The sequence below is a fragment of the Pseudomonas syringae genome (genome assembly GCF_000737245.1).
Lineage (GTDB): Bacteria > Pseudomonadota > Gammaproteobacteria > Pseudomonadales > Pseudomonadaceae > Aquipseudomonas > Aquipseudomonas syringae_J.
The window spans coordinates 35,063-60,983 of sequence record NZ_JPQU01000030.1 but is presented as its reverse complement, the minus strand read 5'-3'; the positions used below and the strand labels follow the sequence as shown (position 1 = coordinate 60,983).

Annotated in this window: 16 protein-coding genes; 14 read left to right on the top strand and 2 right to left on the bottom strand. The window is 58.4% G+C overall.

Going from position 1 to position 25,921, the window contains the following annotated elements:
- Positions 1-113: 113 nt before the first annotated feature.
- Complete coding sequence (locus IV01_RS14770) at positions 114-2,333, bottom strand: primosomal protein N' (protein ID WP_032628030.1); 2,220 nt, start codon at positions 2,331-2,333, stop codon at positions 114-116.
- A 166-nt stretch (positions 2,334-2,499) separates the two neighbouring features.
- Here IV01_RS14770 and rpmE point away from each other — a divergent pair, with 166 nt between their 5' ends.
- The 3 genes from rpmE (at position 2,500) to IV01_RS14785 (ending at position 5,158) form a co-directional block, all read left to right on the top strand.
- A complete protein-coding gene (gene rpmE / locus IV01_RS14775) occupies positions 2,500-2,733 on the top strand; it encodes a 50S ribosomal protein L31 (protein WP_020293533.1) in 234 nt (77 codons plus the stop codon).
- Between the two features lie 11 nt (positions 2,734-2,744).
- The gene (locus IV01_RS14780; RefSeq protein WP_080290279.1) at positions 2,745-3,560 is read left to right on the top strand and encodes a thermonuclease family protein; all 816 of its coding nucleotides are present in this window, start codon (positions 2,745-2,747) and stop codon (positions 3,558-3,560) included.
- A 329-nt stretch (positions 3,561-3,889) separates the two neighbouring features.
- Positions 3,890-5,158: a malic enzyme-like NAD(P)-binding protein gene (locus IV01_RS14785; RefSeq protein WP_032628029.1), complete on the top strand. Its 1,269-nt coding sequence runs from the start codon at positions 3,890-3,892 to the stop codon at positions 5,156-5,158.
- A 249-nt stretch (positions 5,159-5,407) separates the two neighbouring features.
- On the opposite strand, the gene IV01_RS14790 is transcribed toward IV01_RS14785, so the two are convergent.
- Complete coding sequence (locus IV01_RS14790) at positions 5,408-7,864, bottom strand: penicillin-binding protein 1A (RefSeq protein ID WP_418903526.1); 2,457 nt, start codon at positions 7,862-7,864, stop codon at positions 5,408-5,410.
- A 221-nt stretch (positions 7,865-8,085) separates the two neighbouring features.
- On the opposite strand from IV01_RS14790, the gene IV01_RS14795 reads away from it, so the two are divergent.
- The 11 genes from IV01_RS14795 to IV01_RS14845 all read left to right on the top strand — a co-directional run bounded on the left by IV01_RS14795 (position 8,086) and on the right by IV01_RS14845 (position 25,890).
- A complete protein-coding gene (locus IV01_RS14795; RefSeq protein WP_032628026.1) occupies positions 8,086-9,150 on the top strand; it encodes a pilus assembly protein PilM in 1,065 nt (354 codons plus the stop codon).
- Positions 9,150-9,716, top strand: a complete 567-nt coding sequence (locus tag IV01_RS14800; protein ID WP_032628025.1) for a PilN domain-containing protein — start codon at positions 9,150-9,152, stop codon at positions 9,714-9,716. The genes IV01_RS14795 and IV01_RS14800 overlap by 1 nt, the downstream gene beginning before the upstream one ends.
- Complete coding sequence (gene pilO / locus IV01_RS14805; protein ID WP_032628024.1) at positions 9,713-10,336, top strand: type 4a pilus biogenesis protein PilO; 624 nt, start codon at positions 9,713-9,715, stop codon at positions 10,334-10,336. Before IV01_RS14800 ends, pilO begins: the two co-directional genes overlap by 4 nt.
- Positions 10,333-10,860 (top strand): pilus assembly protein PilP, encoded by a 528-nt coding sequence (locus IV01_RS14810; RefSeq protein WP_032628023.1) that lies wholly within the window; start codon positions 10,333-10,335, stop codon positions 10,858-10,860. The genes pilO and IV01_RS14810 overlap by 4 nt, the downstream gene beginning before the upstream one ends.
- A 56-nt stretch (positions 10,861-10,916) precedes the next feature.
- Entirely contained in the window at positions 10,917-12,998 is a 2,082-nt protein-coding gene (gene pilQ, locus IV01_RS14815) for a type IV pilus secretin PilQ (protein ID WP_032628091.1), read from the top strand.
- Positions 12,999-13,002: 4 nt separating this feature from the next.
- Positions 13,003-13,521: a shikimate kinase AroK gene (gene aroK / locus IV01_RS14820; protein WP_032628022.1), complete on the top strand. Its 519-nt coding sequence runs from the start codon at positions 13,003-13,005 to the stop codon at positions 13,519-13,521.
- A 128-nt stretch (positions 13,522-13,649) separates the two neighbouring features.
- Positions 13,650-14,753, top strand: a complete 1,104-nt coding sequence (gene aroB / locus IV01_RS14825; protein ID WP_032628021.1) for a 3-dehydroquinate synthase — start codon at positions 13,650-13,652, stop codon at positions 14,751-14,753.
- A gap of 9 nt (positions 14,754-14,762) precedes the next feature.
- Positions 14,763-16,376: an AAA family ATPase gene (locus IV01_RS14830; RefSeq protein WP_032628020.1), complete on the top strand. Its 1,614-nt coding sequence runs from the start codon at positions 14,763-14,765 to the stop codon at positions 16,374-16,376.
- Positions 16,377-16,732: 356 nt separating this feature from the next.
- A complete protein-coding gene (gene gltB / locus IV01_RS14835) occupies positions 16,733-21,181 on the top strand; it encodes a glutamate synthase large subunit (RefSeq protein ID WP_032628019.1) in 4,449 nt (1,482 codons plus the stop codon).
- 115 nt (positions 21,182-21,296) lie between these two features.
- Positions 21,297-22,715 carry an FAD-dependent oxidoreductase gene (locus tag IV01_RS14840; protein WP_032628018.1) on the top strand — a complete coding sequence of 473 codons (1,419 nt, stop codon included), beginning with the start codon at positions 21,297-21,299 and terminating at the stop codon, positions 22,713-22,715.
- A 373-nt stretch (positions 22,716-23,088) separates the two neighbouring features.
- Positions 23,089-25,890 (top strand): dermonecrotic toxin domain-containing protein, encoded by a 2,802-nt coding sequence (locus IV01_RS14845; protein ID WP_032628016.1) that lies wholly within the window; start codon positions 23,089-23,091, stop codon positions 25,888-25,890.
- Positions 25,891-25,921 lie beyond the last annotated feature (31 nt).

Genomic DNA, 25,921 nt, shown 5'->3' with positions numbered 1-25,921 from the left:
AGCGCGCTTGCCCGCGATAAGGGCCGCAGGACCTTCAAAAGATAGTGAATTCACTATTTTTACGACTGCTTCGCAGCCGATCGCGGGCAAGCGCGCTCCTACAGATGTTGCGATTAATACAAATCCACCGGATCGACATCCAGCGACCATCGGACCTGTCGCCCGCTGGGCATTGACTCAAGCGCCAGCAGCCAGGCGCTGAGTAATTTGTGCAGCGGCGCGCGGGCGTTGGATTGCAGCAGCAACTGGGCACGATAGCGCCCGGCGCGACGCTCCATGGGCGCCGGGACCGGGCCGAGCAGTTCGATGCCGCCCAGGTTCATGTCGATCAATAATTGTTCAGCTTCAGCGCAGGCCTGATCGAGAAAACCTTCGGCCTGGCCCGGTTTGTGAGCTTCGGCGCGCAGCAGGGCGAGGTGCGAAAACGGTGGCAGGCCCGCTGCACGACGCTCACTCAGCGCCTGTTCGGCGAAAGCGAAGTAACCCTGTTCGGTCAACTGGATCAGTAACGGGTGGTCGGCCAGATGGGTCTGGATGATCACGCGCCCCGGCTCTTCCGCCCGACCTGCGCGCCCGGCGACCTGCACGATCAGCTGCGCCATGCGTTCGCTGGCACGGAAATCCCCGGAAAACAGTCCGCCATCGGCGTCCAGAATCGACACCAGCGTCACGCGTGGGAAGTGGTGGCCTTTGGCAAGCATCTGCGTGCCCACCAGAATGCAGGGCTGGCCGCGCTGAATGGTGGCGAACAGCTGATTCATCGCGTCCTTGCGCGAAGTGCTGTCGCGATCAACCCGCAGCACCGGGTAATCCGGGAACAGAATCCCCAGCCGCTCCTCGGCGCGCTCTGTACCTGCGCCCACCGGTCGCAAATCGACCTTGCCGCAAGACGGACATTGGCGTGGCACTCTCTCGACGTGGCCGCAATGGTGGCAGCGCAGCTCGCCGGAGCGCTGGTGCACGGTCATCCGCGCATCGCAACGCGGGCAGCCGGACAGCCAGCCGCAATCGTGACACAGCAAGGTCGGCGCAAAACCACGGCGATTGAGGAAGACTAAAACCTGTTGCCCGGCGGCGAGGGTCTGGCCGATGGCTTGCTGCATCGGGCCGGAGATGCCGCTGTCCAGCGGGCGGCTCTTTACGTCCAGGCGCAGAAATTTCGGCTGTTGCGCACCACCGGCTCGCTGGTTGAGGCGCAACAGACCGTAACGACCGGTGTAAGCGTTGTGCAGGCTTTCCAGTGATGGCGTGGCCGAGCCGAGCACGATGGGAATGTTCTCCTGCCTTGCTCGCACCAATGCCAGGTCTCGGGCGTGATAGCGCAGACCTTCCTGCTGTTTATAAGAGCCGTCGTGTTCTTCGTCGATGATGATCAGGCCAGGATTTTTCATGGGCGTGAACAGCGCTGAACGGGTGCCGATAATAATGTCGGCCTCGCCATCCCGCGCTGCCAGCCATGCGTCCAGTCGGTCGCGATCATTGACCGCCGAGTGCAGCAGGGCGATGCGGGCATTGAAGCGCTGCTCGAACCGCGCCAGGGTTTGCGGGCCGAGGTTGATTTCCGGGATCAGCACCAGCGCCTGCTTGCCGGCTTCCAGGGTTTCGCGGATCAGTTGCAGATAGACTTCGGTCTTGCCGCTGCCAGTGACGCCAGCCAGCAGAAACGCGTGAAAACTGTCGAAGCCTGCACGAATCGCTTCGCAGGCTGCGCGCTGCTCGGTATTGAGGGGTAACTCCGGTTGCGCCAGCCAATGCTCGTGACGTGCGGTCGGCGCATGACTGCGCACTTCCACGTGTACCAGCTCCTTGGCCAGCAGCAGGTTGAGGCTTTCCTTGTTGAGCATCAGTTTGCTCAACAGTTGATGCGCCACCCCGTGGGGATGCTGAGCAAGGGTGGTCAAGGCCTCGCGCTGCTTGGGCGCGCGGGCGATGCGCGGGTCGTCGACGCTGGCGTTGGGCGCCACTTGCCAGAAACGTTCCTGACGCGACTCGGCCGGTTCGCCCTGGCGCAACAGCACCGGCAGCGCCCAGCTCAGGGTGTCGCCAAGGCTGTGTTGATAATACTGGGACGTCCACAGGCAGAGCTTGAACAGCGAAGGCGGCAGCGGCGCGTGCTGGTCGAGTACGGCAATCGCAGGTTTGAGCTTGTCGGCCGGGACTTCGCTGTGGTCGGCGATCTCGATCAGGATGCCAATCATTTCCCGGCGACCAAACGGCACTCGCAGACGCATGCCAGGCTGCAAGGCGCTGCGCAACACTCCGGCGGGCGCGCGGTAGTCGAACAGACGCCGCAATGGCGAGGGCAGGGCAAGGCGCAGAATGGCGTCGGGCACGCGGGGTTTCCCTGTTACGGTCTGTGACGGATGCGCGATCTTAGCAGACGACTGGTCTAAACGGCCGCTTGCGTGATTTGCATTGTCTGTTAATATTCGCGGCCTATTTACGTGCGGTATTCAACAATAGTGTTGGATGGCGGCACGCTAGCCCGAGGAAGTACCGATGAAAGCTGATATCCATCCAGTTTACGAAGCCATTGACGCTACTTGCAGCTGCGGCAATGTCATCAAAACCCGTTCGACTCTCGCCAAGCCTCTGAGCCTTGACGTTTGCAACGAGTGCCACCCGTTCTACACCGGCAAGCAGAAGACGCTTGACGTTGGCGGCCGTGTTGACAAGTTCAAGTCGCGCTTCGGTGCGTTCGGTGCTACCAAAGCTCCTGCTGCTGCAGAGTAAGGTTGGCCGATCTGGAAAATCCAACGGGTTTCTCCAGGCTGCTTAAGAAGGCGTCCCTTGCGGGCGCCTTTTTTGTGGCCGCTATTTGGCTGCCCGCCGCGCAAGCGCTGTGCTCCGCGCCATCTTCACTGCCGGTTGCTCAGGTCGAACGTGTTGTCGACGGCGATACCTTGCGCCTGAAAGATGGACGTAACGTGCGGATGGTCGGCCTCAATACCCCCGAGACCGGCAAGCAAGGCCAGTCTGCCGAGCCCTTTGCCGAAGCCGCCAAACGGCGCCTGCAGGTATTGGTTGCTGAAAGTGATGGTCAGGTCAGTCTGGGCGTCGGGCAGCAAGGCAAGGATCGGTACGGTCGGGTGCTGGCCAATGTTTACGGGCGTAACGGCGCCAACTTTGAAGCGCAGCTGCTGAGCGAAGGGCTGGGATATCTGGTTGCTGTAGCGCCGAATGTGGCGTTGGTGGATTGTCAGCAGGCCGCCGAGCGCGTGGCTCGCAATGCCCGGATTGGCCTGTGGCGGGATTCGCCGGTGCAGGCTGCTGCGCAGATCAATCAAGGCGGTTTCGCGCTGGTTGCCGGGAAAGTCGCAGACGTGCAGCGTAATGGCGGAGGGGTCTGGGTCGAGCTGCAAGACGGTCCTGTGCTTCGAATTGCGCCGCAGTTGGTCAGCCTGTTCGACGTCCCGGCTCTGATGCGCATGAAAGGTCAGCGCATCGAAGCCCGCGGTTGGGTCGTCGACCGCTCACGGCGCGGCGGCCTCAAGGCCGGACAGGCACGTTGGATGATGCCGATTACACATCCGGCGATGCTTGGTTCGTCATCCCGCTGACGCGCATTGGACCTGTAGGAGCGCGCTTGCCCGCGATAGCGGTGGTTCAGTCGACAAATTATTGCCTGACCGAATGCTATCGCGGGCAAGCGCGCTCCTACAGGGGTCATGTCTGCTGCAGGGTTGTGCCGTGTCAGATACACGGCGATTCGCAGCCTTCGGCAGCTCCTACAAATTCGTCGCGCGCAGATGCAACACCCCCAATCTAAGCGTAAAGTCGTAGCTCCCGCCTATTGACAGTAGTGACTGGTCAGTCTTGTTAGGACTTTGCATCTTGCGTATCCTCGGCGGTCCGTCTGTCCCACAGTAAAAAAAAGCGGAATGCCCACATGTCTGATTTGAAAACTGCTGCGCTTGAATATCACGCCAATCCTCGTCCGGGGAAACTGAGCGTCGAACTCACCAAGCCAACCGCAACTGCTCGTGATCTGGCCCTGGCTTACAGCCCTGGCGTCGCTGAGCCGGTGCGTGAAATCGCCCGTGATCCTGAGCTGGCCTACAAATACACCGGCAAAGGCAATCTGGTAGCAGTTATTTCTGACGGCACCGCGATCCTTGGCCTTGGCGACCTGGGCCCATTGGCTTCCAAGCCAGTGATGGAAGGCAAGGGCGTTCTGTTCAAGCGTTTCGCCGGCATCGACGTTTTCGACATCGAAGTCGATTCGGAAAGCCCGCAAGCGTTCATCGATACCGTAAAGCGCATTTCCATCACCTTCGGCGGCATCAACCTCGAAGACATCAAGGCGCCTGAGTGCTTTGAAATTGAGAAAGCCCTGATCGAACAATGCGACATCCCGGTTTTCCACGATGACCAGCACGGCACCGCGATTGTGACGGCTGCGGGCATGATCAACGCCCTGGAAATCGTTGGCAAAACCCTGCAGGACGCCAAGATCGTCTGCCTGGGCGCTGGCGCTGCGGCCATCTCCTGCATGAAGTTGCTGGTGAGCATGGGCGCGAAAATCGAAAACATCTTCATGGTTGACCGTACCGGCGTGATCCACTCCGGCCGTACCGACCTGAACCAGTACAAGGCTGTGTTTGCTCACGCCACCGAAAAACGCACACTGACTGACGCCCTCGACGGCGCGGACGTGTTCGTGGGTCTGTCGGGTCCTAATCTGCTGAGCGCAGAAAACCTGCGACTGATGGCCAAAGATCCAATCGTGTTCGCTTGCTCGAACCCGGATCCGGAAATCTCCCCTGAGCTGGCTCACGCCACTCGCAGCGACGTGATCATGGCCACCGGCCGTTCGGACTACCCGAACCAGGTCAACAACGTGCTGGGCTTCCCGTTCATCTTCCGTGGTGCTCTGGACGTTCGCGCCAAGCGCATCAACGAAGAAATGAAGATCGCCGCCGCCAACGCCCTGCGTGAACTGGCCAAACTGCCAGTGCCTCAGGAAGTTTGCGACGCTTACGGTGGTATCAAGCTGGAATTCGGTCGTGAGTACATCATCCCGAAACCAATGGACAGCCGCCTGTTGGGCCTGATCGCCGATGCCGTTGCCAAGGCAGCCATCGAGAGCGGCGTTGCAACCCTGCCGTATCCAAAGCATTACCCGCTGACCAGCGTTGAAGATGTTTTCAAGGGCTAAACGCTGATTCGGATGCACAAAAAACCCTGCAGCGATGCAGGGTTTTTTTGTGGGTGTCCCACAGGTTGCGCTGAATCAATGATAACGACGTGGGACCGGCTTTAGCCGGGAAGGGGTAGGCTCTACCGATGCTTGTGTATTGCCAGAAACGCAGTCTTCCCGGCTAAAGCCGGTCCCACGTCGGATTCAGAGACGGGAGCAAAAAACCTGCATCGCTGCAGGTTTTTTGTGGGGCAAGGTCGTGGATCTTTAGAACAGATCTATCGGCGCTGACTCATCCGCTGGCAGCGGGCTGCCTGGGGCGCTACCGCCTAATTCATTGACGCTTGGCGGTGTGTCTTCGCTCTTGAACAGTTCGAAGAACGCATTTGGCGTGCTTGGTGTGGCCGCGCGGCCGCTGATCGGGTCGACCCGCAGGCTGAGAATGCCATCCGGCTCGGCCTGTTGATGCGGCGGTTTGTCCTTGAGCGCGGCGCTCATGTAGTTCATCCAGATCGGCAGGGCGACCGTACCGCCAAATTCATGGCGGCCCAAGCTTTCCGGCTGATCAAAACCTGTCCAGACGGTGGTCACGTAATCAGCGTTATAGCCGGTAAACCACGCATCCTTGGATTCGTTGGTCGTGCCGGTCTTGCCTGCGATATCCGGGCGGTTCATTGCCAATGCACGGCGGCCGGTGCCGCGTTTGATCACGTCCTGCAGCATGCTGTTGAGGATAAATGTCGTGCGGCCATCAACAATACGCGGCGCAACCGCTGGCGCAGCTGGATCAACCGGGGTGGCAGGCGCAGGCACACCTTCAACGGCATTGGTGATCAGCGCTGGACCATTGGCGACGGCTACGGTCTTGGTGTCTTGTGCAATCGGGCTGTCCACCGCGGGTACAGTTGGCGGGTTGGCTTCGAACAGCTTCACGCCATCGCGGCTTTCAATACTCTGGATCAGGTACGAGTTGACCTTGTAACCGCCGTTGGCAAATGCGCTCCAGCCGCTGACGATTTCCATCGGCGTGAGAGTAGCTGTGCCCAGCGCCAGCGACAGATTGCGCGGCAGATCGCTCTTGTTGAAGCCGAAGCGGGTGATGTAGTCGATGGCGGTGTCGATGCCCAATTGTTGCAGCAGGCGGATCGAGACCAGGTTTCGCGACTTGTACAAGGCTTCCCGCAGGCGGATCGGACCGAGGAAGGTGTTTGTGTCGTTTTTCGGACGCCATACCTTGTCCAGATACTCATCGACAAACACGATCGGGGCGTCGTTGACCAGGCTGGATGCGGTGTAGCCATTATCCAAAGCGGCGCTGTACAGGAATGGCTTGAAGCTCGAACCCGGCTGACGCTTGGCCTGCAAGGCACGGTTGTAGTTGCTCTGCTCGAAAGCGAAACCGCCCACCAGGGCGCGAATTGCGCCGTTTTGCGGGTCAAGAGAAACCAGCGCGCTCTGAGCGACGGGAATCTGACTGAATTTCAGCGAGCCATCTGGCTGGCGTTGCAGGCGAACTAGATCACCCACATGCGCTACGTCAGCAGGTTGCTTCGGGTTTGCACCCAGACTGTTGGTATTCAGATAAGGACGCGCCCATTTCATGGTGGCCCATTCGACGGTTTCTTCTTTTTCGCCATTGCGGGTCAGCACGCGCAACCCGGTCTTGTCGACCTGGCTGACGATACCCGGCTCAAGACCGCTGATTGTCCGTTGCTTGATCAGTTCCTGTGCCCAGCCTTCACGGGTCATGCCCGGGAAGCGGCTTTCAGGGCCGCGATAACCATGGCGCTGGTCGTACTCGATCAGGCCTTCCTGAACGGCGGTGTTGGCGTGCTCCTGAAGATCACTCGGTACCGTTGTAGTGACCCGGAAGCCCTCTGTATAAGCATCGCTGCCATAACGACCGACCATTTCGGCGCGGGCCATCTCAGCAATGTAAGGGGCGTTAACTTCAGGGGTCGGTACGTGATAGCTGGCATTGATCGGCTCATTGAGCGCGGTCTGGTAGGCGTTCTGGTCGATTTTGCCCAGTTTGTACATGCGCCCCAGGATCCAGTCGCGGCGTTCCTTGGCGCGGGTCGGATTGGCCAGGGGGTTGAAGCGTGACGGTGCTTTTGGCAGGCCGGCAATCATGGCCATTTGCGCAAGTGTCACATCACGAATCGACTTGCCGTAATAAACTTGCGCAGCTGCCTCGATACCATAGGCGCGGTTGCCCAGGTAGATCTTGTTCACATAGAGCTCAAGGATTTCGTCCTTGGTCAGTTGGCGCTCAATTTGCAAGGCCAACAGAATCTCGGTGGTTTTCCGTGAAAAGCTCCGCTCGCTGGTCAGGAAGTAATTTTTCGCCACTTGCATGGTGATGGTGCTGCCGCCCGACTGGATGTGACCACTTTTGACCAGTTGAGACGCTGCACGCATCAGGCTGCCAGGATCGACGCCGTAGTGATTGGCGAAGTTATCGTCTTCGGCAGACAGCAGGGCATTGATGAAATTGGGAGGGATCTCGGCAAAGCGGATTGGGGTACGGCGCATTTCGCCAAACTCCGCAATCAACTTGCCATCACTGCTATACACTCGCAGCGGAATTTGCAGCTGGATGCTGCGCAACGCCTCCACGGACGGCAGGTTAGGGCTCAGATAAAGGAAGGCGCCGCTTATACCGAGCAGCAACGCACAGAATACGGCGACGAGAGACCACCACAGAAACTTCAGCAGGCGTATCAAGGCTTTTGGTTTTCCAGAAAAAAGAACATAAAAAAGAATGAGTTAAGCGTAGGCATTAACAAGCGGACACGCCTTGAAGCTTGGTTAAACGAAAAAAACGCTCGGCATTATAAGCATTTTTCGTCTCCGAGCGTGATTTGCGCTACTGTCAAGGCTGCCGACAGAGGCGTTGGACAATAAATAATCCGTAAGTGACGGAAACTCATAGGAAATAGGTTGTGTTCGAACTCTTTAGTAAGAAGGCCAACACCCTTCTGGGGATCGATATTAGCTCCACATCGGTAAAACTCCTTGAATTGAGTCGTTCCGGCACCCGCTACAAAGTCGAGTCCTACGCGGTTGAACCGTTACCGGCAAATGCCGTAGTCGAGAAAAACATCGCTGAGCTGGAAGGCGTCGGCCATGCACTGGCGCGCGTGTTGGTTAAGGCTCGCACCAGCGTCAAATCTGTGGCGGTTGCTGTCGCTGGCTCTGCGGTGATTACCAAGACCATCGAGATGGATGCCGGGCTTTCCGATGACGACATGGAAAACCAGCTGAAGATCGAAGCGGACCAATACATTCCCTATCCCCTGGAAGAGGTCGCCATCGACTTTGAAGTCCAGGGCTACTCCGCGCGTAACCCGGAGCGGGTCGAAGTCCTGCTGGCTGCCTGCCGCAAGGAAAACGTCGAAGTGCGCGAGGCCGCGTTGGCCCTGGCGGGCCTGACCGCCAAGGTTGTGGACGTCGAAGCTTACTCCCTGGAGCGCGCCTTCAGCCTACTGTCGGCCCAATTGGGCAGCGGTCATGAGCAATTGACGGTTGCCGTGGTGGACATCGGTGCAACCATGACCACGCTGAGCGTGCTTCATCACGGACGAATCATTTATACCCGCGAACAGTTGTTCGGCGGGCGTCAGTTGACCGAGGAAATTCAGCGCCGTTATGGTCTTTCGGTGGAAGAAGCCGGTCTGGCAAAAAAACAGGGCGGTTTGCCGGACGACTACCTGACTGAGGTATTGCAGCCGTTCAAGGACGCCGTCGTGCAGCAGGTTTCCCGCTCGCTGCAATTTTTCTTCGCCGCAGGGCAGTACAACGCAGTGGACTACATCATGCTTGCCGGTGGTACGGCTTCGGTTGCCGGCCTGGACAACCTCATTCAGCAACGCATCGGCACGCCAACGATGGTTGCCAACCCGTTTGCCGACATGGCCCTGAGCTCCAAGGTCAACGCCGGTGCTCTGGCCAGTGACGCTCCCGCCTTGATGATCGCTTGCGGTCTGGCCTTGAGGAGCTTCGACTGATGGCTCGGATCAACCTTCTCCCCTGGCGCGAACAACTTCGCGAAGAGCGCAGAAAGCGCTTCCTGACCGTCATGCTCGGTGTGGTGATCGCCTCCGTTGGGACGCTGTTCATGGCTGATCGGTATCTGAGTAACGCTATCGACCATCAGACCGCGCGAAACGCGTTTATCCAGAAAGAGATTGTTCAGCTGGACGGGCGAATCAAAGAAATCAGTGAATTGAGATCACGACGCAAGCAGTTGCTGGAACGTATGAAAATCATTCAGGACTTGCAGGGTAACCGGCCAATTATCGGCCGTGTCTTCGATCAGCTGGCGCGCACGTTGCCCGATGGCGTGTATTTCTCCGAAGTGAAAATGGCCGGCAACCTGATCAGCATCAACGGCGCTGCGGAATCCAATAACCGCGTCTCGGACCTGATGCGTAACCTGGATGCGTCCGATTGGCTGGATGCGCCGAGCCTGACTGAAGTCAAGGCAACCACCGCTGGCGCTGTTGATCAGGCCAACGTGTTTCAGTTGACGGTACGCCAGACTCAGCCAGCGGTTGAAGGAGCCAAGCCATGAGTTTTTCAGAATCTCTGGAAGGCCTGCGCAAGATCGACATCGGCGACCTGGATCTGAATAACCTCGGCTCCTGGCCGGCGCCGGTGAAGGTGATCTCCGGGGTGCTGGTCGCGGTTCTGATGCTGGCTATGGGTTACTTTCTGTTCATTCAGGACATGGAAGCTCAGCTTGATGCGGCCCGTACCAATGAGGCCACGCTCAAAGAGCAATTCACCACCAAGGCTTTTCAAGCGGCCAACCTGGAGCCTTACAAGGTCCAGATGACTGAAATGGAGAACACCTTTGGTGCCCTGCTGCGGCAGTTGCCCAGTGACACCGAGGTGCCTGGCCTGCTGGAAGACATCACCCGCACAGGCTTGGGCAGCGGCCTCGATTTTGAAGAAATCAAATTGCTGCCTGAGGCCGCCCAGCAGTTTTACATCGAATTGCCGATACAGATCACCGTGGTGGGCGCGTATCACGACTTGGCGACATTCGTCAGTGGTGTCGCCAGCTTGCCGCGGATCGTGACCCTGCATGATTTCGACATCAAACCGCTTGAAGGGGGCAGCCCCGGCAAGCTGCGCATGAGCATCCTGGCCAAGACTTATCGCTACAACGATGAAGGGTTGAAGAAATGAGGGCGGCGCGATTGTTGTGCGTCAGTGCGGCATTGATGGTTCTGGCCGGTTGCAACGATGACCGCTCGTTCAGTGATCTGAGCACTTTTATGGACGAGGCGCGTACTCGGCCGACCGGTATCATTGAGCCGCTGCCGAAGTTTCGCCCGTACCAGGCGTTCACCTACAACGCCTCGAACATGCGCAGCCCGTTTCAGCCGCCGGTGAAAATCGATCTGGTCAATCGCCAGAAAGGCTCTCGGCTGGTCAAGCCGGACGAAACACGGGCCAGGCAATTTCTTGAAGGCTTCAACATCGAGTCCTTTGAAATGGTCGGCACCATGGCCAACGACACCGGTACATTTGCCTTGCTCAAGGGCGCAGGTGGGGTTCATCGGGTGAAAGTGGGGGACTACCTGGGGCGCAACAATGGCCGCATAGTTTCTATCAACGAGTCCGCTGTGGATGTCGTTGAAATAGTTCCTGACGGAGAGGGGGCATGGTTGGAAAGGCCGCGCAGTATTTCCCTGAAAGAACGCTCATGAATTGGGCAAAGCCAAGCACGCAAAACACCCTCGGGTTCGCAGGACGGAAAATGATCATGATCAGGATTTTCTCGATTATCGGTGTATCGCTATGGATGGCGATGGTTTCACCGGTTCTCCAGGCCGCCAATCTCAAAACGCTGGATGTCGCGGCGCTCCCGGGAGACCGGATCGAGCTGAAGCTGACATTCGATGGGCCCGTTCCTGCGCCGTCTGGCTATACCACTGAGCAACCGGCGCGCATCGCGCTGGACCTGCCGGGCGTATCCAGCCAACTGGCGACCAAGAGCCGCGAGCTGGGCACAGGCAATGCGCGCAGTCTGGTGGTGGTCGAGGCCAAGGATCGCACACGGGTGATCGTCAACATGACGACGCTGGTGCCTTACAGCTCCCGAGTCGAGGGCAATCGTCTGTTCGTGGTCATCGGCCAGGGCGCCGCAGCGGCTCAGGCTTCCCAGCCAAGCACCGCCGCAGGTGCTGCCCGGGTCAGTGTGCCGCCAGCGGCCGCAGTGAAACCAAAACCCACTGTGCCGGTTGGCAAAGCCATACGCAGTGTCGACTTCCAGCGCGGTGAGCTCGGTGAAGGCAACGTGATCATCGACCTGACCGATCCAAGTGTCGCGCCTGACATCCAGGAGCAAGGCGGCAAGATTCGCGTTGATTTCGCCAGGACTCAATTGCCTGAGAAGCTGCGCGTGCGGCTGGACGTCAAGGATTTCGCGACCCCGGTGCAGTTTGTCAACGCCAGCGCCACTGCCGACAAGGCAAGCATTGTCATTGAGCCTTCGGGCGCCTACGACTATTCCGCCTATCAGGCCGACGGCAAGCTGACCATCAGTGTGCGGCCGTTGACCAACGAAGATCTGGACCGTCGCAACACCGAGAAACCGGCGTACAGCGGCGAGAAGTTGTCGCTGAACTTCCAGGACATCGACGTGCGCTCGGTGCTGCAACTGATCGCCGATTTCACCAGCCTCAATCTGGTGGCCAGTGACACAGTTCAGGGCGGCATCACCTTGCGCCTGCAAAACGTACCGTGGGATCAGGCGCTGGATCTGGTACTGAAAACCAAGGGTCTGGACAAGCGCAAGATCGGTAATGTCTTGCTGGTTGCTCCTGCTGACGAAATCGCCGCCCGCGAACGTCAGGAGCTGGAATCCCTCAAGCAAATCGCCGAACTGGCTCCGCTGCGTCGCGAACTGCTGCAGGTCAACTACGCCAAAGCGGCTGATATCGCCAAGCTGTTCCAGTCGGTGACCAGCGCCGAGTCGAAAGTCGACGAGCGGGGTTCAATCACGGTAGATGACCGCACTAACAACATCATTGCCTACCAGACTCAGGATCGTCTCGACGAGCTGCGCCGCATTGTCTCGCAGCTGGATATCCCTGTGCGTCAGGTGATGATCGAGGCGCGCATCGTTGAGGCTACCGTCGGTTACGACAAAGCGCTGGGTGTGCGTTGGGGCGGTTCCAGCACCCGAGGTAACTTCACAACCAACGGCGGCACTGCCCAGCCGACGACCTTGACTGGGCAAAGCACCTCGGCACCTTTTGTGGACCTCGGCGCGGCGAACGCCACGTCCGGGATTGGTATCGCGTTCCTGACCGATAACACGATGCTCGACCTTGAGTTGAGCGCCATGGAAAAAACCGGCAACGGTGAAGTGGTGTCGCAACCCAAGGTGGTCACCTCGGACAAGGAAACCGCCAAGATCCTCAAGGGCACCGAAATTCCTTACCAGGAATCCAGTTCCAGCGGCGCCACCACCGTGTCGTTCAAAGAGGCATCCCTGTCTCTGGAAGTCACCCCGCAGATCACCCCGGACAACCGCATCATCATGGAGGTCAAGGTCACCAAGGATGAGCCGGATTACCTCAACGCGGTGCTGGGTGTACCGCCGATCAAGAAAAACGAAGTCAACGCAAAAGTGCTGGTGGCCGATGGCGAAACCATCGTAATCGGTGGTGTTTTCTCTAATACGCAAAGTAAAACGGTCGATAAGGTGCCATTTCTCGGCGATGTGCCGTATGTTGGCCGCCTTTTCCGGCGCGACGTGGTTTCGGAAGCCAAATCCGAGCTGCTGGTGTTTCTCACTCCGCGTATCATGAATAACCAGGCGATTGCTGTGAGTCGTTGATTCTGTGCGAAATTTAATACTTGTAGGGCCAATGGGGGCTGGCAAAAGCACCATTGGCCGTTTGCTGGCCAAAGAGCTGCGCCTGCCGTTCAAGGATTCCGACAAGGAAATTGAGCTGCGCACGGGCGCCAATATCCCGTGGATATTTGATAAGGAAGGCGAGCCGGGCTTTCGTGACCGCGAGCAGGCGATGATCGCCGAGCTTTGTCGTGTCGACGGTATTGTCCTGGCGACCGGTGGCGGCGCAGTGATGCGCAGCGAAAACCGCCGGGCGCTGCACGAAGGCGGGCGGGTGGTTTACCTGCATGCGTCGGTGGAGCAGCAAGTCGGGCGCACTGCCCGCGACCGCAATCGTCCGTTGCTGCGCACCGCTGATCCGGCCAAAGTGCTCCGCGAGCTGCTTGAGTTGCGCGACCCGTTTTACCGGGAGATTGCCGATCTGGTGATCGAAACCGACGAGCGGCCGCCGCGAATGGTGGTTATTGACATCCTCGCGCGATTGGCAGAGCTTCCTCCCCGTTAAAGCGCAGGCGGAAATGCGCTATCCTCGTCGACCTTCAAAAGAGGGCGGGACATGGCCTTGAGCCACTTTTTCGCGTGAGTGCCAGGCCCGGCTCATACGTAAGCATTCGGTAATCAATGTGGGGAAAAATGCAGACACTTAAGGTCGAGCTTGAAGAGCGCAGCTATCCGATCCATATCGGGGAAGGCCTGCTGGATCGCCTGGAATTGCTGGCCCCGCATATTGTCGGGCGGCAGGTGGCGATCGTCTCCAACACCACGGTGGCACCTCTTTACCTTGAGCGCCTGACCCGCACCCTGGCTGGCTATAACGTACTGCCAGTGATTCTCCCCGATGGCGAAGCGTTCAAAAACTGGGAAACCCTGCAAACCATATTCGACGGCCTGCTGACTGCCCGCCATGACCGCCGGACCACTGTGATCGCGTTGGGCGGCGGTGTGATCGGCGATATGGCGGGGTTTGCGGCTGCCTGCTACCAGCGTGGGGTCAATTTCATCCAGATCCCTACCACCTTGCTGTCACAGGTTGATTCTTCAGTGGGCGGCAAGACGGGCATCAACCATCCGCTGGGCAAGAACATGGTAGGCGCGTTCTATCAGCCGAGCGTTGTGCTGATCGATACCACCAGCCTGAACTCACTGCCGGAGCGGGAGCTGTCTGCCGGGCTGGCGGAAGTCATCAAGTACGGTCTGATCTGCGACGAGCCGTTCCTGACCTGGCTTGAAGAAAACGTTGATCGTCTGCGAGGTCTGGATCAGGCCGCACTGACCGTCGCCATTGAACGTTCCTGCGCGGCCAAGGCGCTGATCGTCGGCGCGGACGAGCGAGAGTCCGGCGTACGTGCCACTCTGAACCTGGGCCACACTTTCGGTCACGCTATTGAGACGCACATGGGCTATGGCGTCTGGCTGCATGGCGAGGCCGTTGCGGCCGGGACGGTGATGGCGCTGGAAATGTCCTCGCGTCTGGGCTGGATCACTGAGCAGGAGCGTGACCGTGGCATTCGACTGCTGCAGCGCGCCGGATTGCCGGTGGTGCCGCCACAGGACATGACGCCAGAGCATTTCCTTGAACACATGGCGGTCGACAAGAAAGTGATCGACGGCCGCTTGCGTCTGGTGTTGCTCAGCCGTATGGGCGAAGCAGTCATCACTGACGAATATCCAAAAGAAGTTCTACAGGCCACGCTGGTTGCGGATTACCGCGCCCTCGTGGATCAGCTCAGAGGTTAATGAAAATCCATGACTAGTTTGCACGCGGACGAGGCCTTTCTCGGCCATTACCAGTTGAGTCATGACCCCTTTGCTGCGCGGGTGCCAGGCTTCAAGTTTTTCCCGGCGCAGCGTAAGCCCGTATTGGGCCAGCTTCATCATCTGGCGAGATACAGCCAGCTGTTACTGGTGGTCACCGGTCCTCAGGGCAGCGGCAAAACGCTGCTGCGCCAGGCCCTCGTCGCCAGCACCAATAAGCAGTCCGTACAAAGCGTGGTGGTTTCAGCCCGTGGTGCCAGCGATGCGGCGGGCGTTCTGCGCCAGGTCGCTCAGGCGCTGAATGTCGCTCAGGCAGAGATGCAGGCGATTCTTTCCCAAATCGTGCAGCTGGCCCTTACTGGCCAGGAAGTCTATTTGTTGGTGGACGACGCCGAACAACTTGGCGAATCGGCACTCGAAGCTTTGCTCGGTCTGGCCGATGGAACGCCTGAAGGTCGCCCGCACGTGTTTCTGTTCGGTGAAGCTTCGCTGATTGATCGCCTGGAGCAGCTGTGTGCCGACGCTGAAAGTGAAGGCGAGCGCTTTCATGTCATCGAGCTGGCGCCCTACACCGAAGACGAAACCCGCGAGTATCTGGAACAACGGCTTGAGGGTGCTGGCCAGGGCATCGAATTATTCACGGCTGAGCAAATTACCGATATTCACGAGCATTCCAATGGTTGGCCAGGGGCTATCAACCAGGTTGCACGTGATTCAATGATCGAGGCGATGATCGCTAGCCGTTCGGCGGTCAAGCGCCCTAGTGTGGGATTTAAAATGCCGAAGAAATACGTATTGGCGCTCGGTGGTGTGGTTGTGGCTGGTGTTTTGGCCGCGGTGCTGATCCCCGGTCGCGGTGGCAACACCAGTGCTCCAGCGACACAGCCAGCCAACGCTCAGGCGCAACTGCCGCTGGGCCAGGGCAAGCCAGCCACCCAGCAGTCGAACAACGGTGGCCCAGCCATCGAATTCGCAGGTAACTCGCAGCCAATGCCATTGCCGCTAGTGGGTAATTCGCAGCCGGTGATGCGCGGACCGCTGGCTGAAGCCGCAGGTTCGGGCGATGGCGACGATGATGGCGTACCTGTTTCGTCCATCGAACGTCCGCCAACCGTGACAACTACTGCGCCGCCTGCGGGCGCTGCAGCAGGCCCGGCAGCCGCACCCGCGGCCCCTCGCTCTTCAATCGCGCCACCACCGGTAGCGGCTAAGCCAGCGTCCGCGCCTGCTCCGGCTGCCGCTCCTGCAGCGAAGCCGGCACCGGCACCGACCCAGGTCGCAACCGCCAAGCCAGCTCCAGCTGCCAAACCCGCAGCGGGTGGTAGCTGGTACAGCAGCCAGGCGCCGGGCCACTACGTGGTGCAGATACTCGGCACCAGTTCGGAAACCACCGCTCAGGCATTCGTCGCAGAGCAGGGCGGCGAGTACCGTTATTTCAAGAAAACGCTGCAAGGCAAGCCGCTTTACGTCATCACGTACGGCAACTTCAATGACCGCGCTGCCGCCCTGGCAGCGATCAAGGGATTGCCAGCGAAGGTTCAGGCTGGTAAACCTTGGCCTCGTACTGTTGCCAGCATCCAACAGGAGCTCGGCGCAACTCGCTGAAGTCGCAGCGGCCTTACCCTGGCCGCTCACCCCAGCAACCCTGATTTAACCTCAAGCGCGCTGCCAGTGGGCAGCGCGCCTTGTGGTGTCCGCGTTACAGACACGCGGCAAAATCAGCGCGCTTCTAGTCAGATTGATAAAAAGCTTTCGGCTAGCACAGCATCCAGCTATAAACGTTCATAAATGCGACACGAATTTACGCCTGTTCGTCGTTAAATTTGTGAGGCTTTGTGTCGCTGTGTACAATGACCTCCCTTTTGCCCCCGCGAAGCTGGCGTACGTTCAGCGCGAAAGGTAACTGGTTGAATTGAAAAGAAATTTGCCTCGCATAGAGGCAGCCTGGTGAGAAAGTGTCTATGAAAGCAGGTCTGTACCATCCAGATGAATTCAAGGATAACTGTGGTTTCGGCCTGATTGCTCACATGCAAGGCGAGCCCAGTCATCACCTGTTGCAGACGGCCGTCCAGGCTCTGACCTGCATGACCCACCGTGGCGGGATCAACGCTGACGGCAAGACCGGCGACGGTTGCGGGCTATTGATTCAGAAACCCGACGGCTTCCTGCGCGCCGTTGCCAAAGAGCATTTTGGCAACGAGTTGCCACGCCAATACGCCGTGGGCATGGTCTTCCTCAATCAGGACGACGCCCGGGCTGACGCCGCGCGCGAGAACATGAATCGTGAAATCCTTGCTGCCGGCCTGACCCTGGTCGGCTGGCGTCAGGTGCCCATCGACACCAGCGTGCTGGGTCGTCTGGCTCTGGAGCGTCTGCCGAAAATCGAGCAGGTGTTCATCGGTGGTGAAGGCCTGAGCGATCAGGAAATGGCCATCAAGCTGTTCAGCGCCCGTCGCCGTTCATCGGTTGCCAACGCTGAAGATACCGATCACTACATCTGCAGCTTTTCTCACAAGACCATCATCTATAAAGGTCTGATGATGCCGCGCGACTTGACGGCATTCTTCCCGGACCTGAGCGACGAGCGCCTGCAAACCGCGATCTGCGTGTTTCACCAGCGCTTCTCGACCAACACCCTGCCGAAATGGCCGTTGGCGCAGCCGTTCCGCTTCCTCGCCCATAACGGCGAGATCAACACCATTACCGGTAACCGCAACTGGGCTCAGGCGCGGCGCACCAAGTTCGCCAACGAACTGATTCCGGACCTGGACGAACTGGGCCCGCTGGTCAACCGCGTCGGCTCCGACTCCTCCAGCATGGATAACATGCTAGAGCTGATGGTCACCGGCGGCATCGACCTGTTCCGTGGCGTGCGCATGATCATTCCGCCTGCGTGGCAGAACGTTGAAACCATGGACCCCGATCTGCGGGCGTTCTATGAGTACAACTCCATGCACATGGAGCCGTGGGATGGTCCGGCTGGCGTGGTGATGACCGAAGGTCGCCACGCGGTCTGCCTGCTCGACCGTAACGGTTTGCGTCCAGCGCGCTGGGTCACCACCAAGAATGGCTACATCACCCTGGCGTCGGAAATCGGCGTGTGGGACTACAAACCAGAAGACGTGATTGCCAAGGGTCGTGTCGGCCCGGGCCAGATCTTTGCCGTGGACACCGAAACCGGCCAGATCCTCGACACCGATGCCATCGACAACCGTCTGAAGTCGCGTCATCCGTACAAACAGTGGTTGCGCAAGAACGCTCTGCGCATCCAGGCGACCATTGAAGACAACGACCACGGTTCGGCTTTCTACAATGCCGACCAGCTCAAGCAGTACATGAAAATGTACCAGGTCACCTTCGAAGAACGTGATCAGGTGCTGCGCCCACTGGGTGAGCAAGGTCAGGAAGCGGTCGGCTCCATGGGCGATGACACGCCGATGGCGATTCTGTCCCAGCGCGTGCGTTCGCCTTACGACTATTTCCGCCAGCAGTTCGCGCAGGTCACCAACCCGCCGATCGACCCGCTGCGTGAAGCCATCGTCATGTCGCTGGAAATCTGCCTCGGTGCCGAGCGCAACATTTTCCAGGAGTCGCCAGAGCACGCCTCGCGCGTGATCCTCAGCTCGCCGGTCATTTCTCCGGCCAAGTGGCGCTCCCTGATGACGCTGGAGCGCCCGGGCTTCGAGCGGCAGATCATCGACCTGAACTACGACGAAAGCATCGGCCTCGAAGCGGCGGTGCGTAACATCGCTGATCAGGCTGAAGAAGCCGTGCGTGCCGGGCGTACCCAGATCGTCCTGACTGACCGTCATATCGCTCCAGGCAAGTTGCCCGCTCATGCCTCGTTGGCTGTAGGCGCTGTGCACCACCGCCTGACCGAAAAAGGCCTGCGCTGCGACAGCAACATCCTGGTCGAGACCGCGACAGCCCGCGATCCGCACCACTTTGCCGTGTTGATCGGCTTCGGTGCTTCGGCGGTCTATCCGTTCCTGGCTTACGAAGTGCTGGGTGACCTGATCCGTACCGGTGAAGTCCTTGGCGACCTCTACGAGGTGTTCAAGAACTACCGTAAAGGCATCACCAAAGGTCTGCTCAAGATCCTGTCGAAGATGGGTATCTCCACTATCGCCTCGTACCGTGGCGCGCAGTTGTTCGAGGCCATCGGTCTGTCCGAAGCGGTCTGCGATCTGAGTTTCCGTGGTGTGCCGAGCCGTATCAAAGGTGCGCGCTTCGTCGATATCGAAGCGGAGCAGAAGTTGCTCTCGAACGAAGCCTGGAGCCCGCGCAAGCCGATCCAGCAGGGTGGTCTGCTCAAGTTCGTGTTCGGTGGCGAATACCACGCCTACAACCCGGACGTGGTCAGCATGCTGCAAGCGGCCGTGCAACAGAGTGACTACGCCAAGTTCAAGGAATACACCACGCTGGTGGACAAGCGTCCGGTGTCGATGATTCGCGACCTGTTCCAGGTCAAGACCCTCGATACGCCGCTGCCCATCGACGAGATCGAGCCGTTGGCAGACATCCTCAAGCGTTTCGACTCGGCAGGTATCTCGCTGGGTGCCCTGTCGCCGGAAGCTCACGAAGCCCTGGCCGAGGCCATGAACCGTCTGGGCGCACGCTCCAACTCCGGTGAAGGCGGCGAAGATCCTGCGCGCTACGGCACCATCCGCAGCTCGAAAATCAAGCAGATCGCCACTGGCCGTTTCGGCGTGACCCCCGAGTATCTGGTCAACGCTGATGTGTTGCAGATCAAAGTTGCCCAAGGCGCCAAGCCGGGTGAAGGCGGGCAACTGCCGGGCGGTAAAGTGAACGGTCTGATCGCCAAGCTGCGTTATGCAGTGCCGGGCGTGACCCTGATTTCGCCACCGCCGCACCACGACATCTATTCCATCGAAGATTTGTCGCAGCTGATTTTCGACCTCAAGCAGGTCAACCCGGCTGCGCTGGTTTCGGTCAAGCTCGTGGCTGAAGCGGGCGTCGGTACGATTGCTGCCGGTGTGGCCAAGGCCTACGCCGACCTGATCACCATTTCCGGCTATGACGGCGGCACCGGTGCATCGCCGCTGTCGTCGATCAAATACGCGGGCGCTCCGTGGGAACTCGGCCTGGCCGAAACCCACCAGACCCTGCGTGGCAACGATTTGCGCGGCAAGGTTCGGGTACAGACCGATGGCGGTCTGAAAACCGGTCTGGACGTGATCAAGGCAGCGATTCTCGGTGCTGAAAGCTTCGGCTTCGGTACTGCGCCAATGATCGCTCTGGGCTGCAAATACCTGCGTATCTGTCACCTGAACAACTGCGCCACTGGTGTTGCGACCCAGAACGACAAGCTGCGTAAAGATCACTACATCGGCACCGTCGACATGGTGATCAACTTCTTCACCTACGTGGCCGAAGAAACCCGCGAGTGGCTGGCCAAGCTGGGCGTGCGTTCCCTGGAAGAGCTGATCGGGCGTACTGATCTGCTCGACATCCTGCCGGGTGAAACCGCCAAGCAGCAGCATCTGGACCTCACTCCGTTGCTGGGCAGCGACCACATTCCGGCTGACAAGCCTCAGTTCAGCCTGGTGGATCGCAACCCGCCGTTCGACAAAGGCCTGCTGGCCGAGCGCATGGTTGAAATGGCCAAGCCGGCCATCGAAAGCATGAGCGGCGGCGAGTACGAACTGGACATCTGCAACTGCGACCGTTCCATCGGCGCGCGGATTTCCGGCGAAATCGCCAAGCTGCACGGCAACCAGGGCATGAACAAGGCACCGATCACCTTCCGCTTCAAAGGGACGGCCGGTCAAAGCTTCGGTGTGTGGAACGCCGGTGGCCTGAACATGTATCTGGAAGGCGACGCCAACGACTACGTCGGCAAAGGCATGACCGCCGGCAAGCTGGTGATCGTTCCGCCTAAAGGCAGCCCGTTCAAGACTCAGGACAGCGCCATCATCGGCAACACCTGTCTGTACGGCGCTACCGGTGGCAAGCTGTTTGCGGCGGGTACCGCAGGCGAGCGTTTCGCCGTGCGTAACTCCGGTGCCCACACCATCGTGGAAGGCACGGGCGACCACTGCTGCGAATACATGACGGGCGGCTTCGTTTGCGTGCTGGGCAAGACCGGTTACAACTTCGGCTCCGGCATGACCGGTGGTTTCGCCTACGTGCTGGACCTGGACAACACCTTCGTTGACCGGGTCAACCACGAACTGGTTGAGATCCAGCGGATCAGCGGCGAGGCGATGGAGGCTTATCGCAGCCATCTGGAGCGTGTTCTGGCTGAGTATGTCGAGGAAACCGACAGTGAGTGGGGCCGTAACGTCTGGGAAAACCTGGACGACTACCTGCGCCGCTTCTGGATGGTCAAGCCAAAGGCTGCTTCGCTGAAGTCCTTGCTCTCCAGCACCCGCGCGAATCCGCAATAAGAGCAGCCACAAGCTGCAAGCTTGAAGCTACAAGCTTGCAGCTCAGTGGGTTGAACAGAATTTGATTTCTTGCAGCTTGAAGCTTGTCGCTTGAAGCTGCCCGAAGAGGCACCAAATGGCCGAACGTCTAAGTAACGACTTCCAGTTCATCGATGTCGGGCGTAAAGACCCGAAGAAGAAACTGCTGCGTCAGCGCAAGAAAGAGTTCGTGGAAATTTACGAACCTTTCAAACCCCAACAGTCGGCCGATCAGGCTCACCGTTGTCTGGGTTGCGGTAACCCGTACTGCGAATGGAAATGCCCGGTACACAACTTCATCCCCAACTGGCTGAAGTTGGTGGCCGAGGGCAACATCCTGGCTGCGGCCGAGTTGTCGCACCAGACCAACACCCTGCCGGAAGTCTGCGGCCGCGTGTGCCCGCAGGACCGTCTGTGTGAGGGTGCCTGCACCCTGAACGATGGCTTCGGCGCAGTGACCATCGGTTCGGTTGAGAAGTACATCACCGACACCGCGTTCGCCATGGGCTGGCGTCCGGATATGTCCAAAGTCGTGCCGACCGGCAAGCGCGTGGCGATTGTTGGCGCGGGCCCTGCTGGTCTGGGCTGTGCCGACGTGCTGGTACGTGGTGGCGTGACCCCGGTGGTATTCGACAAGAACCCTGAAATCGGCGGTCTGCTGACCTTCGGTATCCCTGAGTTCAAGCTGGAAAAAACCGTCCTGAGCCATCGTCGCGAAGTGTTCACCGGCATGGGTATCGAGTTCCGGCTCAATACTGAAGTCGGCAAGGACGTGACCATGGAGCAGTTGCTCGAAGAATACGATGCCGTGTTCATGGGTATGGGCACTTACACCTACATGAAGGGTGGCTTTGCCGGTGAAGACCTGCCTGGCGTGCACGATGCTCTGGATTTCCTGATCGCCAACGTCAACCGCAATCTGGGCTTCGAAAAGTCGCCGGAAGATTTCGTCGACATGAAGGGCAAGAAAATCGTCGTGCTGGGCGGTGGTGACACCGCCATGGACTGCAACCGTACTTCGATCCGTCAGGGCGCCAAGTCGGTGACCTGTGCGTATCGTCGCGACGAAGAAAACATGCCGGGTTCGCGCAAGGAAGTGAAAAACGCCAAGGAAGAGGGCGTGAAGTTCCTCTACAACCGTCAGCCGATCGCCATCGTGGGCGAAGACAAGGTCGAAGGCGTCAAAGTCGTCGAGACTCGTCTTGGCGAACCAGATGCCCGTGGCCGTCGCAGCCCTGAGCCGATTCCGGGCTCCGAAGAGATCATCCCGGCCGACGCCGTGGTCATCGCCTTCGGCTTCCGCCCAAGCCCGGCGCCGTGGTTCGAGCAGTTCAGCATCCAGACCGATAGCCAGGGCCGCGTCATTGCTCCTGAACAGTCGCAGTACAAGCACCAGACCAGCAACCCGAAAATTTTCGCCGGTGGCGACATGGTGCGCGGTTCTGATCTGGTGGTGACCGCAATCTTCGAAGGTCGTAATGCGGCTGAAGGGATTCTGGATTACCTGGGCGTGTAAGACGAAAATGTAGAGCCTGTAGGAGCTCACGAGCAACGCGAGGCAGCGATAGCGGTATGCCAGACAAACCGCTATCGCTGCCTCGCGTTGCTCGTGAGCTCCTAGAGCGATCGCGTAAATCGTTGCAACAAATTGCCCCACGACTACCCCATCTGAACAAATTAACTATTTTCAAGCCAACGGCAGCCGCCCCGGCGTTTTCCCCCTTTCTGAACCCCTCTGCGCCACTACCTGCTGGCTCGCCAACTTCTTTGCTGTTCATTTCCCCAAGGGTTTTCCGGACTCAGGACGAGCTAGGATTTGCCTCGATTCACCGGGAAACCATCTGCCAGATTGATTCCCTTTCCCCACATGTCGCTATAAGGAAGTAGCCATGTCTCAAGATGCATCCTCCATCACTGAAGAGCCCACGACATTCACCCCAAGCATCAGCGCAATTCGCGAGTACCGCGACCGCCGGCAGGCAAACCTGATCCTCGATCAGTTTGCCGAGCGCTTCACTGAACGAAATTATTTCCCCTACGGTGGCGACGGTTTGTTGTTCGCCATGCTGACGCAGCTGCCCCATTGGCCTGCGGACACAGAGCTGTCCGTCGTTGATGAAGAAGGGGACGAAATCGCCTGTTATCTCAAAGGCAGCGACGCAGCAGACATCCAGCATGCCGTCACTCTGGTGCAGCATGCAGATGGCAGTTACGCCGGATTGGGTAATACCAACACCTACATTATCGAACCGATGTTTCACGGTCTGTTCAGGCAAATTCCTGCTAACTCCGAACTCGGTAGCGGCGGAGATGATTTCACCGACCACAGCCGGATCAGAGTCGTACGCGGACAAATCGCAGAGTTGGCGATAGCAAAACGTGCGCAGCTTCTGGAAGCATTGCTGGCTGATGCCGATCTGTCGAAATCGGAAAATCAAGACGACGATTCGAATCCATTCCTCCCTTTCTGGACGCCCACGCCGCCAGACCGACCACTGCCGTTATGGGCGTTGCGCGCACTTAACCCGCAACTGCCGATCGAGCGCCTGGAGGATCTGCTCAACGTATTGCCACTGACCCATGCTCAGGAAATCGACTTAATACATCACGACGTATTACCCGAAGCCTTTGCCCTAGCCCTTGAAGACTCTAAAGCGGAATGGGCACGTAGCCGCGAAATCGATGAATTGCTGGATGCACAGGCCGACGACGTTGATACAAACAACGCGCTCCCTGACTGGCTCAAGCGGCTTTCGGATGCTGATCGGCATCAGTGGAGCGTTGCACTCCGCGACTACAATCTGACGGTACTCAGTGCGCAAGAGCCGGGCTTACCGGATGTCGAGATGTATGGCGAGTCCATGCAGATACGTGACTATGCTCGTATCAAACTACGTGAGCGGCTCGTCATTGATCATGGCCTGTTAATCGAACCTGACGATGTGATTATCGAAACATTTCATACCCAGGTAACTGGAGTCGTGGTCACTCCATCTTTGGCTGGGCCGGGGAATAATGTTGAGGTCGTACATTCTAGTCGCGAGCAACGCCTTACGGATTTGAGCCTGAGTAATGTTGCGTTCACGAATATTAATTTCCTGACGACGGCAGTTGTTAAAAATGCCCAGGGAGAACCCGTCAGTGGGCTTACGGCTTCCTATATCTATGATCTTGTTCGTGGGCTGAATGTCGGTGAAGAGTATCCGAGATTCGTGAAATCGAGTTTGCTGACCTCGGCTCAGGGACGATTGTATGCAACGCGGTACGCTCGGGTGATGCAGGCGCAAATGCGTTTTGATGCGCTGGAAGCCAAGATGGCCGGAGATTTCCTTGATGACGGCACTTCGCCGGCAGGCCAGGAAGATCGTGGCTACAAATGGGTAAAGGCCGTTGTCGATCATCCTGTTGACGACGGAAATCGCGGGCTCGTAGAACGCCATCATATTCAGGTCCAGAAACTGCGCCTTAACGGAATACAGCTGGATGGCCTGCTGATTATCGGTACGGAATCAAGCCAGGCCGTTGCTACGGTTGTGGTCTACACCCCTCAAGCGCCGGACGGGAAGTGCTTGCGCGAGCTCAACAACCTTGAGGAGCTTCGGCCGATCTTGCTTGACCCTGTTTATCTGCAATACCTGGTAGGCATGGCCCCGCTCAAACAGCAGCGCGACGTCCGAAATGCACTGGTCAACAACTGGCGCACCCTCATTATTGATACCAGGCCCTACACGGGAAACTTTCTCGAAGCAGCATATGAAGCGCGCATTGACAGAGTGATCGAGAAAGTCGACGAGCAGACCAATACGACCTCGGAAGTAAATTGGCAGAGTGCCTGGGACATCATCAGGATTGCTGGTGAAGTAGCACTGATTTTTACGCCATTCAGAATTGCGTTGCCCATCGCTGCGATTCGCAGTACGTATGCGGTCGCTCAGGGTTTGCGCGACGCCGCCGCAGGCAAGGCAAAAGAGGCAGAGAGTTATTTTGTCGAAGCAGCCCTTCTGTTGCTCGATATGATTCCCTTTTCCAAAATATCGAAGGCCAAGCCTGCGAAGATCAAACCTGCGCAGCCCAAGCAATTTATAGACAAGTACACCGGGGTCCTTAACTTCGACGCCAGGCCGGCGATGCCCCAATTGCCGAGTGGCTTGAAACTGCGTACCGACGGTTTTTACAACGGCGTCCATGAACGGGTCATTGATGGCCAGTCGAGTTTCTATCTGGTGCGCAAAGGGAAGGCTTATCCCGTCCAACCGGACCACGCGAGTCATGTGTGGCGGATGATTGATCTTCGGCATCCTAATGCTTCCAGTAAAACACCTATGTTTCCCGACGAGCAGAATGTGTGGCGCTACCATCCGCCGGGTGGCGCAGGGGGTGGGGTGTACAAGCTGGATTTGACAGGCCTGGAGGACGCGAAGATTTTCAAAAAACTGGATCAACATATTGAGGACCGGGTACTCAAGTCCATCGAAACGATCAAGACAGATTTCCCGCTGGACCACGGCAGCCATGGATTCCATAGCGTCGGGAAAAACCAGGCCAAGGAGAAACTGTATACCTTCAACATCGCGGGTATACCCAATGACAAGGGCAAAGGCGCGTGGCGTTTGAAGGTCAGAGAGCCTGCCGATAACAAAGGCGTTCTGGTGTTTGAAGAAATCATGCCTTGGCATAAATCCAAGCACTGAGTTTGACGCGGTCCCTCTGTAGGAGCTGCCG

What these genes read in the sequence shown, in the direction of transcription:
- rpmE (WP_020293533.1), top strand. Translation starts at nt 2,500, where the DNA reads ATGAAAGCTGATATCCATCCAGTTTACGAAGCCATTGACGCTACTTGC.
- IV01_RS14785 (WP_032628029.1), top strand. Translation starts at nt 3,890, where the DNA reads ATGTCTGATTTGAAAACTGCTGCGCTTGAATATCACGCCAATCCTCGT.
- IV01_RS14800 (WP_032628025.1), top strand. Translation starts at nt 9,150, where the DNA reads ATGGCTCGGATCAACCTTCTCCCCTGGCGCGAACAACTTCGCGAAGAG.
- pilO (WP_032628024.1), top strand. Translation starts at nt 9,713, where the DNA reads ATGAGTTTTTCAGAATCTCTGGAAGGCCTGCGCAAGATCGACATCGGC.
- IV01_RS14810 (WP_032628023.1), top strand. Translation starts at nt 10,333, where the DNA reads ATGAGGGCGGCGCGATTGTTGTGCGTCAGTGCGGCATTGATGGTTCTG.
- pilQ (WP_032628091.1), top strand. Translation starts at nt 10,917, where the DNA reads ATGATCAGGATTTTCTCGATTATCGGTGTATCGCTATGGATGGCGATG.
- aroB (WP_032628021.1), top strand. Translation starts at nt 13,650, where the DNA reads ATGCAGACACTTAAGGTCGAGCTTGAAGAGCGCAGCTATCCGATCCAT.
- IV01_RS14830 (WP_032628020.1), top strand. Translation starts at nt 14,763, where the DNA reads ATGACTAGTTTGCACGCGGACGAGGCCTTTCTCGGCCATTACCAGTTG.
- gltB (WP_032628019.1), top strand. Translation starts at nt 16,733, where the DNA reads ATGAAAGCAGGTCTGTACCATCCAGATGAATTCAAGGATAACTGTGGT.
- IV01_RS14840 (WP_032628018.1), top strand. Translation starts at nt 21,297, where the DNA reads ATGGCCGAACGTCTAAGTAACGACTTCCAGTTCATCGATGTCGGGCGT.
- IV01_RS14845 (WP_032628016.1), top strand. Translation starts at nt 23,089, where the DNA reads ATGTCTCAAGATGCATCCTCCATCACTGAAGAGCCCACGACATTCACC.